Source organism: Acidovorax sp. KPB24-03 (assembly GCF_057546605.1).
The window spans coordinates 1-12,036 of sequence record NZ_BAAJYR010000100.1 but is presented as its reverse complement, the minus strand read 5'-3'; the positions used below and the strand labels follow the sequence as shown (position 1 = coordinate 12,036).

The window sequence follows — 12,036 nt, the reverse complement described above, 5'->3', positions numbered from 1 at the left end:
GAGGTTCTGCGCCTCGTCGATGATGAGCACGTTGTTGCGGCCCGCCGCATGGGCCTGCAGCAGGAAGGCATTCAACGGGTCGATGCAGTCCTTGACCGTCTCGGAGCCCGGCACCGCCGGGGTGTGCGCCACGCCGAACTCGTCGCAGATGGAGCGCAGCAGCTCGCCCACCGTGAGCCGCGGATTGAAGATGTAGGCCACGTTGCAGTGCGCCGGGATCTGCTCCAGGAAGCACCGGCACACCGTGGTCTTGCCGGTGCCGATCTCGCCCGTCAGCAGCACGAAGCCGCCACCGGCGTCCAGGCCGTAGAGCAGGTGCGCCAGCGCCTCGCGGTGGCGGTCGCTCATGAACAGATAGCGCGGGTCGGGGGCGATGGAAAACGGCGCGTGCTCCAGGCCGAAAAACGGGGCGTACATGGCGGCAAGGATACCGCCCTGCCGTGGCGATCGCCCTGCGGCCGGCGCGCGGGTCAATCGTCTTGCAGCGGCAGCAGGCCCTGCAGTGGGGCGGGCGGCCAGCGGCCCGCAACGGCCCGGGCCTCGAACCAGCGGTGCATGGCCGCGTATTCGCCGCGCGCCGATTTCCACACCAGCGCGGGCATGCGCTGGCGCAGCGCCTCCAGCGCTTTCTGGGCCTGCGGCACCGTCACCGGGTGGCCGGCGTTGTCCCGGTAAAAGCGCAGGGCTTCGGCATCGTAGGGGCGAAAGCGCGGGCCCTGCTCCAGCATGCGCCACAGCACGGCCTGCTCGGTCGGCTTGAGGCCGAGGTAGTCGGACTCCATCTGCGCTTCGTCCTGCGCCTGCTGCTGCTGCGCGGCTTGCAGCAGCGCGGGCTCGAAGCGCCCGGTCAGCGCCGCCAGGGGGCTCAACACCTGTCCCAGGGCGGCCATGAAGAACTGCGGGCGGTCGCCGAAAACCTCGAACGCCTGCTGCAGCGCAGCCTGATCGACCGGCTTCAGTTCGGGCCGCTGGGCTTCGATCAAGGCGGCCACATGGGCGATGAAATCGGGACCCAGAGGAGGCATGCGCTGGATCTGGGATCCGTAGAACGGGGCTGCCGCTGTGTTCACCAAACGCAGCAGCTTGTCGCGGTCCGAGCCCGACATGACGAGCATCAGGTTCACCGCCCCGGGCCGGTTGAGCTGGTCGCGGGCCGATTTCAGGGCGGTCATCGCGGCCTCGCCGGCTTCGCTGGTCAAAGCGTGCTGCGCCTCGTCGATGATCAACGCCACGGGCTGGCCCGCCCGTTCGTGCAGAAGGCGCAGGGCATCGGTCAAGGTCAGGCCATCCACCTTGCCGATCTTGCTGGTGTCCACCTCCAGCCCGCCGACCTTCACCTTGTCCAGGCCGGCCTTTCTGGCAGAGCGTGCGACGAGGCCCAGCCGGGGCTCCAGTGCGCGGGCGATGGCTTCCGCGATCAAACCACCCGGATCGCGCCGAGCGTCGGCCCACAGGTCCACATAGACCACCACCACGCCCGCGGCCTCCAGGGCCGGACGCAGGTCCCCTTGAAGGAAGGTGGATTTGCCGGTGCGGCGCGGCGCGGCCAGGAACAGCCCGTTGTGGGCATCGCCCAGCAACGCCTTGCCCTGCAGCGCGGACACCAGCGCTTGTGCCAGGGCGGTCCGTTGGAAGGCAATCATCGCAAATATCCTCTTTTATCTCCGAAAAGATAGTTTATACAAAATGGGATAAACAGGGATATTTCTGGATGGCGCCTCGACTGACCGCCCTTTGGCGAGCCCGTGATCGGCCTTCATCGCGGGCAGGGTTACACCCGTCAGGAGTTTCCCGCAAATTGTCGTCGGCAAGACAAGAAGACGTCAAAGCGGTTCCTACCATCCGTTGCATCTCCCTTGCATGGCTGCGCGCCCCGCCAGCAGCCTCGGCGGACACCACCGGTAGGAACAGGCATGACGACCACCTTCCCCCAACTGCTGCTGCGGCACGCCGCCGAACGGCCCACCGACGCGGCGCTGCGCGAAAAGGAATACGGCATCTGGCAGACCCACACCTGGTCGGGCCTGGCCGCCATGGTGGAGACGCTGTGCGCCGGCCTGCACCAGGCCGGGCTGCACGCGGGCGAGCACCTGGTGGTGGTGGGCGCCAACCGCCCGCGCCTGTATGCCACCATGCTCGCGGCGCAGTCGCTGGGTGCCATTCCCGTGCCGCTGTACCAGGATGCGGTGGCCGCCGAATGCATCTACCCCCTGAACAACGCCGAGGTGCGCTTTTGCGTGGTGGAAGACCAGGAGCAGGTGGACAAGCTGCTGGAGATCCGCGCGCAGTGCCCCGCCCTGTCGCACCTGTATTTCGACGATCCGCGCGGCCTGCGCAACTACAGCGAGCCGGGCCTGGCGTCGCTCGATGCCCTGGTCGAGGCCGGCACCGCCTTGGTGGCGCAGAACCCCGGCTGGTTCCGCGCGCAGGTCGACCGGGTGCAGCCCGGCGACGTGGCGGCCATGTTCTTCACCTCGGGCACCACGGGCAACCCCAAGGGCGTGGTGCACACGCACGCCACCTTGCTCGACCGCGCGCAGGCCGGCGCCGAGTTCGACCGCCTGACGTCCGCCGAGGAGGTGCTGGCCTACCTGCCGCCCGCGTGGATCGGGCAGAACATCTTCAGCTACTCGCAGTGGCTGGCCTGCGGCTACGTGGTGAACTGCCCCGAGTCGGCCGGCACCGTCTCCATCGACCTGAAGGAGGTCGGCCCCACCTACTACTTCGCCCCGCCGCGCATCTTCGAGGGCCTGCTCACCAGCGTGATGATCCGCATGGAAGACGCGGGCGCGCTCAAGCGCAAGATGTTCCACGCCTGCATGGCGGTGGCCCGCCGCGTGGGCCCGGCGCGCATGGACGGCCAGCCCGTGGGCCTGCTGGACCGCATCAAGTACGCGCTGGGCGACCTGCTGGTCTATGGGCCGCTGCGCAACAACCTGGGCTTTTCGCGCGTGCGGGTGGCCTACACGGCCGGCGAGGCCATCGGGCCGGACCTGTTCACCTTCTACCGCTCGATCGGCATCAACTTGAAGCAGCTGTACGGCTCCACCGAGACGGCGGTGTTCGTGTGCCTGCAGCCCGACCACCAGGCGCGCGCCGACACCGTGGGCGTGCCGATCCGCGGCGTGCAGATCCAGGTGGCCGATAACGGCGAGATCCTCGTCAAGTCCGCCGGCCTGCTCAAGGAGTACTACAAGAACCCCACCGCCACGGCCGAGGTGCTCACGGCCGACGGCTGGTATCGCACGAGCGATGCAGGCTTTCTCGATGCGCACGGCCACCTCAAGATCATCGACCGCGTGAAGGACGTGGGCCGCATCCAGGGCGGCGCCAACGACGGTGCCATGTTCGCGCCCAAGTACGTGGAGAACAAGCTCAAGTTCTTTCCGTACATCAAGGAGGCCGTGGCCCTGGGCGACCGGCGCGAGAAGGTGTGCGCCATGGTCAACATCGACTTCGACGCCGTGGGCAACTGGGCAGAGCGCCGCAACCTGCCCTACGCGGGCTACACCGACCTGGCGCAAAAGCCCGAGGTGTACGAGCTGATCCGCGACTGCGTGGAGAAGGTGAACGCCGACCTCGCAGGCGATGCGCTGCTGGCGGGCAGCCAGATCAGCCGCTTTCTCGTGCTGCACAAGGAACTGGATGCCGACGACGGCGAGCTCACGCGCACCAACAAGGTCCGCCGCGGCTTCATCGCCGACAAGTACGGCACGCTGGTGGAGGCGCTGTACGCCGGCCGCACCGAACAGTTCATCGAGACGCAGGTCAAGTTCGAGGACGGCCGCACGGGCAGCGTGAGCGCCACGCTCAAGCTCGACGACGCCCGGACCTTCGCCCCCACGAAGCAGGCCGCCTGAACGCAACGCCGCAAGACCCCACCATGACCACCAAGAAGATCGGCGACGTCATCCTCGACGTCCAGAACATCAGCCTACGGTTCGGGGGCGTGAAAGCGCTCACCGACATCTCGTTCAACGTGCGCGAGCACGAGATCCGCGCCATCATCGGCCCCAACGGCGCGGGCAAGAGCTCGATGCTCAACTGCATCAACGGCGTCTATGCGCCGCAGGACGGCTCCATCACCTTCCGGGGCAAGACGTTCTCGCACATGAACTCGCGCCAGGTGGCCGAGATGGGCGTGGCGCGCACCTTCCAGAACCTGGCGCTGTTCAAGGGCATGAGCGTGATCGACAACATCATGTCGGGGCGCAACCTCAAGATCAAGAGCAACCTCTTCCTGCAGGCGCTGCGCATCGGCCCGGCCGAGCGCGAGGAGATGCGCCACCGCGCGTTCGTCGAACGCATCATCGATTTCCTGGAGATCCAGGCCTGGCGCAAGACGCCCGTGGGCCAACTGCCCTACGGCCTGCAAAAGCGCGTGGACCTGGGCCGGGCCCTGGCGATGGAGCCGCAGGTGCTGCTGCTGGACGAGCCCATGGCCGGCATGAACGTGGAGGAAAAGCAGGACATGTGCCGCTTCATCCTCGACGTGAACGACGAGTTCGGCACCAACATCGTGCTCATCGAGCACGACATGGGCGTGGTGATGGACATCTCCGACCGCGTGGTCGTGCTCGACTACGGCAAGAAGATCGGCGATGGCACGCCCGATGAAGTGCGCAGCAACGACGACGTGATCAGCGCCTATCTCGGCACCTCGCACTGACCGGAGAAAACACACCATGGCTTTCTTTCTCGAAACCCTGATCGGCGGCCTGATGGCGGGCATGCTGTATTCGCTGGTGGCCCTGGGCTTCGTGCTGATCTACAAGGCCTCGGGCGTCTTCAACTTCGCGCAGGGCGCGATGGTGCTGTTCGCGGCGCTCGCGATGGCCCGGCTGTCCGAATGGATTCCCCAATGGACCGGCATCGACAGCCGGCTCCTGGCCGGCATCGCGGCCTTCATCCTGGCCGGCGCGCTCATGTTCGTGGTGGCCTGGTGCATCGAGCGGCTGGTGCTGCGCCACCTGGTCAACCAGGAAGGCGCCACGCTGCTCATGGCCACGCTGGGCATCACCTACTTCCTCGAAGGCCTGGGCCAGACGATGTTCGGCAGCGACATCTACAAGATCGACATCGGCATGCCCAAGGAGCCGATCTTCGCCCTCGAGTCGATGTTCGAGGGCGGCGTGCTCATCAACAAGGAAGACGTGATCGCCGCCGCCATCGCCGCGGGGCTGGTGATCCTGCTGAGCATCTTCTTTCAGAAGACCTCCACCGGCCGCGCGCTGCGCGCCGTGGCCGACGACCACCAGGCGGCGCAGTCCATCGGCATTCCGCTCAACCGCATCTGGGTGATCGTGTGGTGCGTGGCGGGCGTGGTGGCGCTGGTGGCCGGAATGATCTGGGGCAGCAAGCTGGGCGTGCAGTTCTCGCTCACCACGGTGGCGCTGCGCGCGCTGCCGGTGGTGATCCTGGGCGGCCTCACCTCGGTGCCGGGGGCCATCATCGGCGGGCTGATCATCGGCGTGGGCGAGAAGCTCTCCGAGGTGTACCTGGGGCCCTTCGTGGGCGGCGGCATCGAGATCTGGTTCGCGTACGTGCTGGCGCTGGTCTTTCTCCTCTTCAGGCCCCAGGGCTTGTTCGGAGAGAAGATCATTGACCGCGTGTAACCCATAACGACAAGAACACAGGAGACACGCCATGCTCTACCGCGAAAACGGCCAGTTCAAGACCAGCTACCGCGCCGACCAGCAGATCTTTCCCATCGCGCAGGACCGCATCGCCATGGTGGTGCTGCTGGCCGTGGCCTTCATCGCCGTGCCGATGCTGGCGAGCGACTATTTCTTCCGCGCGATCCTGATCCCGCTGGTCATCATGTCCATGGCCGCGCTGGGCGTGAACATCCTCGTGGGCTACTGCGGGCAGATCTCGCTGGGCTCGGGGGCCTTCATGGCCGTGGGCGCCTACGGGGCCTACAACTTCTTCGTGCGCGTGCCGGGCCTGCCGCTCATTCCGGCCATCGTGCTGGGCGGGCTGTGCGCCACTTTCTTCGGCATCCTCTTCGGCCTGCCCAGCCTGCGCGTGAAGGGCCTGTACCTGGCGGTGGCCACGCTGGCGGCGCAGTTCTTCAGCGACTGGATGTTCCTGCGCATCAAGTGGTTCACCAACAACTCCGACTCGGGCTCGGTGTCGGTCAACGGACTGCAGGTGTTCGGTATGCCCATCGAGAGCGCGCAGTCCAAGTACCTCTTTTGCCTCGCACTGCTCGTGGTGGTGGCGCTGCTGGCCAAGAACCTGGTGCGCGGCGCGGTGGGCCGCGAGTGGATGGCCATCCGCGACATGGACGTGGCCGCCGCGGTGATCGGCATCCGTCCCATGTACGCCAAGCTCAGCGCCTTCGCCGTCAGCTCGTTCATCGTGGGCATGGCCGGCGCGCTGTGGGCCTTCGTGCACCTGGGCGCGTGGGAGCCTGCGGCGTTCTCGGTGGAGGTGTCGTTCCGGCTGCTGTTCATGGTGATCATCGGCGGGCTGGGCTCGATCATGGGCGGCTTCTTTGGCGCGGCCTTCATCGTGGTGCTGCCCATCGTGCTCAACCAGTTCCTGCCCGCGCTGATGGGCCTGTTCGGCATCAACATCTCCACGGCCGGCGTGTCGCACGCCGAGCTGATGATCTTCGGCGCGCTCATCGTGTGGTTCCTCATCGTCGAGCCGCACGGCCTGGCCAAGCTGTGGTCCACGGCCAAGCAAAAGCTGCGCCTGTGGCCCTTCCCACACTGATCCACCCGGTTCCCCCCCGCGCTTCAATCCATTCAATTTCCAAGGAGAGACAAATGAAGCTTTCGAAACTCGTGATCGCCGCCCTCGTGGCGGCAGGCAGTGTGTCCGTGGCGACCAGCGCCGTCGCGCAGGCCAAGGAGCAGTTCTTTCCGCTGCTGTCGTACCGCACGGGGCCGTATGCGCCCAACGGCGTGCCGTGGGCCAACGGCAAGCAGGACTACATCAAGATGATCAACGCGCGCGACGGCGGCGTGAACGGCGTCAAGCTCACGTTCGAGGAATGCGAGACCGGCTACGCCACCGACCGCGGCGTGGAGTGCTACGAGCGCCTGAAGGGCCGGCCCGGCGTGGCGCTGTTCGATCCGCAGGCCACCGGCATCACCTTCGCGCTGACCGAAAAGGCCCCGGTGGACAAGATCCCGCTGATGACGCTGGGCTACGGCCTGTCGGTCGCGCAGGACGGCATGGCCTTCAAGTGGAACTTCCCCTTCATGGGCAGCTACTGGACGGGCGCCGACATCCTGATCCAGCACATCGGCAAGCAGGCCGGCGGGCTGGACAAGCTCAAGGGCAAGAAGATCGCGCTGGTCTATCACGACAGCCCGTTCGGCAAGGAGCCCATTCCGGTGCTGCAGGAGCGCGCCAGGATGCACGGCTTCGAGCTGCAGATGCTGCCCGTGACCGCCCCCGGCGTGGAGCAGAAGGCCACCTGGCTGCAGGTGCGCCAGAGTCGCCCCGACTACGTGCTGCTGTGGGGCTGGGGCGTGATGAACTCCACCGCCCTGAAGGAAGCGCAGGCCACGGGCTTCCCGCGCGACAAGCTCTATGGCGTGTGGTGGGCCGGCGCCGAGCCGGACGTGCGCGACGTGGGTGAAGGCGCCAAGGGCTACCACGCGCTGGCGCTGAACGGCTACGGCACGCAGTCCAAGGTGATCCAGGACATCCTGAAGAACGTGCACGAAAAGGGCCAGGGCACGGGGCCAAAGGACGAGGTGGGATCGGTGCTGTACACGCGCGGCGTGATCATCCAGATGCTGGCCGTCGAGGCCGTGCGCCGCGCGCAGGAGCGCTTCGGCAAGGGCAAGGTCATGACCGGCGAGCAGGTGCGCTGGGGCATGGAGAACCTCGCGCTCGATCAGAAGAAGCTCGACGCGCTGGGCTTCAACGGGATCATGCGGCCGCTGTCCACGAGCTGCTCCGACCACATGGGCTCCACCTGGTCGCGCGTGCACACCTGGGACGGCAAGAAGTGGGACTTCTCCTCCGACTGGTACCAGGCCGACGAGCAGATCCTGAAACCCATGATCAAGGCCGGCTCCGACAAGTACCTGGCCGACAAGAAGATGACGCGGCGGGATGCGGCCGACTGCCAGAGCTAAGGACAACCCCCTGAGCCGCTGCGCGGCTTCCCCCTTCTCTGGCTTCGCTGCGCGAAGCGGAAGGGGGACGACGCCAGCGCCGCGGGGCGGCCCTTGCGCGGCGTCTGCTGGCGTGGGGCGCGCCGTTTTTTTGAGGCTGTGTTCACAGCCGCCAATCGAAAGCGTTGCACCGCAGCGCTTTCGATTGGCACAGCGAAGGCAACACCATGGAACCCAGAAACATCGTCCTGAACGTCAACGGCATCGAGGTCATCTACAACCACGTGATCCTCGTGCTCAAGGGCGTCTCGCTGCAGGTGCCCGAAGGCGGCATCGTCGCCATCCTGGGTGGCAACGGCGCGGGCAAGACCACCACGCTGCGCGCCATCTCCAACCTGCTGCAGGGCGAGCGCGGCGCGGTCACCAAGGGCAGCATCGAGCTGCGGGGCGAGCGCATCGAGAACCTCTCGCCCGCCGACCTCGTGCAGCGCGGCGTGGTGCAGGTGATGGAGGGGCGCCACTGTTTCGCCCACCTCACCATCGAAGAGAACCTGATGACGGGCTCGTACACCCGCACCAGCCGCGCCGAGATTGCGGCCAACCTGGAGAAGGTGTACGCGTACTTCCCGCGCCTGAAGACCCGCCGCACCTCGCAGGCCGCCTACACCTCGGGCGGCGAGCAGCAGATGTGCGCCATCGGCCGCGCGCTCATGGCCAACCCCAGCATGGTGCTGCTCGACGAGCCCTCGATGGGCCTGGCGCCGCAGATCGTGGAGGAGGTCTTCAACATCGTGAAGGACCTCAACACCAAGGAAAAGGTGACCTTCCTGCTGGCCGAGCAGAACACCAACATGGCGCTCAAATACTCGGACTACGGCTACATCATGGAAAGCGGCCGCGTGGTGATGGACGGCGCGGCGAGCGACCTGGCCAACAACGAGGACGTGAAGGAGTTCTACCTGGGCGTCGGCGGCGGCGAGCGCAAGAGCTTCAAGGACGTCAAGAGCTACAAGCGCCGCAAGCGCTGGCTGGCCTAGGTCCACCGCGAATCCGGCGCGCCGCGACCGCGCGGCGCAGTCCAGCCCACCATTTGCCTGTCTCCCATCCCCAGCACTCCCAGAACGTGCACCCCGGAGGTATATCCATGAGCGTTTTCTACGACGACCTCGAAACCCGCCCGCCCGAAGCCCGCGAAAGCGCATTGATGGCCGCGCTGCCCGCGCAGGTGGCGCATGCGCAGCGGGCCTCGCCCGCGTTCGCCGGCATCCTGCAGGGCATCGATCCGGCGGGCATCGCCACGCGCCAGGCGCTGGCCACCTTGCCGGTCACGCGCAAGCACGAGCTGCTCGCGCGCCAGCAGGCCGGCCGTGCCACCAACGTGTTCGGCGGATTCAGCGCGCTGTCGTTCGGCGCCGCCATGCCGCGCGTGTTCGCCAGCCCCGGCACGCTGTACGAACCGGAGGGCACGCGGCGCGACTACTGGCGCATGGCGCGCGCCATCCACGCCGCCGGCTTTCGGCCCGGCGAGCTGATCCACAACAGCTTCAGCTACCACTTCGTGCCCGCCGGCTCGATGATGGAAACCGGCGCCCATGCACTGGGCTGCTCGGTGTTCCCGGGCGGCACGGGCCAGACCGAGCAGCAGGTGCAGGCCATGGCCGAACTGAAACCCGCGGGCTACATCGGTACGCCGAGCTTTCTCAAGATCCTGCTGGACAAGGCGGCCGAGCTCGGCACGCCGCTCCCCAGCGTGGGCAAGGCCCTGGTCTCGGGCGAGGCGTTTCCGCCCTCGCTGCGCGACTGGCTGGCCGGGCGGGGCGTGGCCGGCTACCAGTGCTATGCCACGGCCGACCTGGGCCTGATCGCTTACGAAACCACTGCGCGCGAAGGCCTGGTGCTGGACGAGGGCGTGATCGTGGAGATCGTGCGGCCCGGCACCGGCGACCCGGTGCCCGAAGGCGAGGTGGGCGAACTGGTGGTGACCACGCTCAACCCCGACTACCCGCTGATCCGCTTCGGCACGGGTGACCTCTCGGCCGTGCTGCCGGGCACCTGCCCCACCGGCCGCACCAACACCCGCATCCAGGGCTGGATGGGCCGGGCCGATCAGACCACCAAGGTGCGCGGCATGTTCGTGCACCCCGGCCAGGTGGCCGACATCGTGCGGCGCTTTCCGCAGGTGCTGCGCGCGCGCCTGGTGGTGAGCGGCGAGATGGCCAGCGACCAGATGCTGCTGCGCGTGGAAACCACCGAGACCGCCGCCGGCCTGGCCGTGCAATTGGCCGAAGCGATGCGCGAGCAGACCAAGCTGCGCGGCGAGGTCGAGATGGTGGCCCCCGGCACGCTGCCCAACGACGGCCGTGTGATCGAGGACGCACGCAGCTATCGATGAGCCCGGCAGCCGCCCACTGCATCGTCGCACTTGCCGCTCCCATATTAATAGCTGAAAAACCAATACAGACCAGCGCTGCAGGTCTATAAACCTTTAAACCCCTACACGTTACTGCTAAGTAATTACCTTGATGGCGGTGTAAAAACCGGTGGCTATCATGGCGCGTCTTTTCAAAGGAACCTCATGAAAACTACATTCAAGACCGCACTGGTGGCCGTTGCCGTGGCCGCCGCTTTCGGCGCGCAGGCGCAGGGTTTTCCCTCCAAGGACAAGACGGTCACGATCGTCGTTCCTTTCGCCGCCGGCGGCCCGACCGACCGCGTGGCACGCGATCTGGCGGAGGCCATGCGCAAGCCGCTGGGTGGGGTGAGCGTGGTGATCGACAACGCCGCGGGCGCAGGCAGCAGCATCGGCACCGCCAAGGTGGCGCGCGCCAGTGCCGACGGCTATACCCTGCTGCTCAACCACATCGCCATGGCCACCATGCCGGCGCTGTACCGCAAGCTGCCGTTCAGCGTGCCCAACGACTTTGAATACCTGGGCGTCGTGAACGACGTGCCCATGACGCTCATCGCTAAGCCCACGCTGCCCGCCAACAACTACAAGGAACTGGCCACCTGGATCGAGCAGAACAAGGGCAAGATCAACCTGGGCCATGCGGGCCTGGGCGCCGCGTCCCACCTGTGCGGCCTGCTGTACCAGAGCGCGATCAAGGTCGAGATGACCCCCGTGCCCTACAAGGGCACGGCACCCGCCATCACCGACCTGATCGGTGGCCAGATCGACCTGCTGTGCGACCAGACCACCAACACCACCTCGCAGATCGAGGCCAAGAAGGTCAAGGCCTACGCGGTCACCACGCCCAAGCGCCTCACCACGCCATCCCTCAAGGACCTGCCCACGCTGGCCGAGTCCGGCGTGAAGGACTTCCAGGTCACGATCTGGCACGGCCTGTACGCGCCCAAGGGCACGCCCGCCGACGTGCTCAAGAAGCTCAACGACGCCCTGAAGGCCGCGCTGAAGGACCCCGACTTCATCAAGAAGCAGGAAGGCCTGGGCGCCGTGGTGGCGGCCGACCAGCGCGTCGAACCCGCCGAGCACAAGAAGTTCGTGCAGGCCGAGATCGACAAGTGGGGCCCCATCATCAAGGCCGCCGGCACCTACGCCGACTGATCCCACTGACGGGCCGGGCACTGCGCCACACGCAGCGCCCGCGCATCGCCCCGACCGCCCCAGGCCTTGCGCCCCGGGGCGGTTTTCTTCTTGGGGCGTGCATTTTGCGAGGCGTGGAACGCGCTCCGGCCTACGGGTCATCCCTCTGCCCGCCTCGCGCAGCGGCGCCTACAACGGGGGATTGACCGCCAGCCCCAAGGACCGATCCCCATGCGCTTTTCCGCCACCCCGTCCAAGACCCTTCGCCAGCCCCTTGCCACGCCGCGCCGCCGCGCGCTGGCGCTCGCCGCCCTGCTGCTGGCCGCCGGCCTTTGGAACGCGATGCCCGGCGCCCATGCCCAGTCCGGCGCATGGCCCACCAAGCCGGTGCGCATCGTCGTGCCGTTCGCC

The 12,036-nt window shown here is 67.0% G+C and carries 10 protein-coding genes and 1 pseudogene; 9 read left to right on the top strand and 2 right to left on the bottom strand.

The genetic code is table 11. From position 1 onward, the window contains the following. Together AC27KI_RS12735 and AC27KI_RS12730 are read right to left on the bottom strand one after the other, a co-directional pair. Window positions 1–417, bottom strand: a 417-nt coding sequence (locus AC27KI_RS12735) for an ExeA family protein (RefSeq protein ID WP_487114090.1), incomplete at its 3' end; no start/stop codon positions are given. A gap of 53 nt (window positions 418–470) precedes the next feature. Next, a complete protein-coding gene (locus AC27KI_RS12730) occupies window positions 471–1,643 on the bottom strand; it encodes an ATP-binding protein (protein ID WP_487114088.1) in 1,173 nt (390 codons plus the stop codon). 270 nt (window positions 1,644–1,913) lie between these two features. On the opposite strand from AC27KI_RS12730, the gene AC27KI_RS12725 reads away from it, so the two are divergent. From AC27KI_RS12725 to AC27KI_RS12685, 9 genes and pseudogenes are all read left to right on the top strand, one after another. Next, entirely contained in the window at window positions 1,914–3,860 is a 1,947-nt protein-coding gene (locus AC27KI_RS12725) for an AMP-dependent synthetase/ligase (RefSeq protein WP_487114086.1), read from the top strand. 23 nt (window positions 3,861–3,883) lie between these two features. Then, on the top strand, window positions 3,884–4,669 hold the full coding sequence (locus AC27KI_RS12720; RefSeq protein ID WP_487114084.1) for an ABC transporter ATP-binding protein: 786 nt from the start codon (window positions 3,884–3,886) through the stop codon (window positions 4,667–4,669). 16 nt (window positions 4,670–4,685) lie between these two features. Beyond that, the gene (locus AC27KI_RS12715; RefSeq protein ID WP_487114082.1) at window positions 4,686–5,615 is read left to right on the top strand and encodes a branched-chain amino acid ABC transporter permease; all 930 of its coding nucleotides are present in this window, start codon (window positions 4,686–4,688) and stop codon (window positions 5,613–5,615) included. Between the two features lie 31 nt (window positions 5,616–5,646). Beyond that, window positions 5,647–6,723, top strand: a complete 1,077-nt coding sequence (locus tag AC27KI_RS12710) for a branched-chain amino acid ABC transporter permease (RefSeq protein WP_487114080.1) — start codon at window positions 5,647–5,649, stop codon at window positions 6,721–6,723. Window positions 6,724–6,776: 53 nt separating this feature from the next. Beyond that, complete coding sequence (locus tag AC27KI_RS12705) at window positions 6,777–8,102, top strand: ABC transporter substrate-binding protein (protein WP_487114078.1); 1,326 nt, start codon at window positions 6,777–6,779, stop codon at window positions 8,100–8,102. A 206-nt stretch (window positions 8,103–8,308) separates the two neighbouring features. Next, entirely contained in the window at window positions 8,309–9,118 is an 810-nt protein-coding gene (locus AC27KI_RS12700; protein WP_272567047.1) for an ABC transporter ATP-binding protein, read from the top strand. Between the two features lie 107 nt (window positions 9,119–9,225). Further along, window positions 9,226–10,473, top strand: a complete 1,248-nt coding sequence (locus tag AC27KI_RS12695) for a phenylacetate--CoA ligase family protein (RefSeq protein WP_272567046.1) — start codon at window positions 9,226–9,228, stop codon at window positions 10,471–10,473. Between the two features lie 183 nt (window positions 10,474–10,656). Next, window positions 10,657–11,646, top strand: coding sequence for a tripartite tricarboxylate transporter substrate-binding protein (locus AC27KI_RS12690; protein ID WP_487089593.1), 990 nt, complete (start codon window positions 10,657–10,659; stop codon window positions 11,644–11,646). A 210-nt stretch (window positions 11,647–11,856) separates the two neighbouring features. Then, window positions 11,857–12,036, top strand: a pseudogene (locus AC27KI_RS12685) (tripartite tricarboxylate transporter substrate binding protein); the annotation flags it as partial.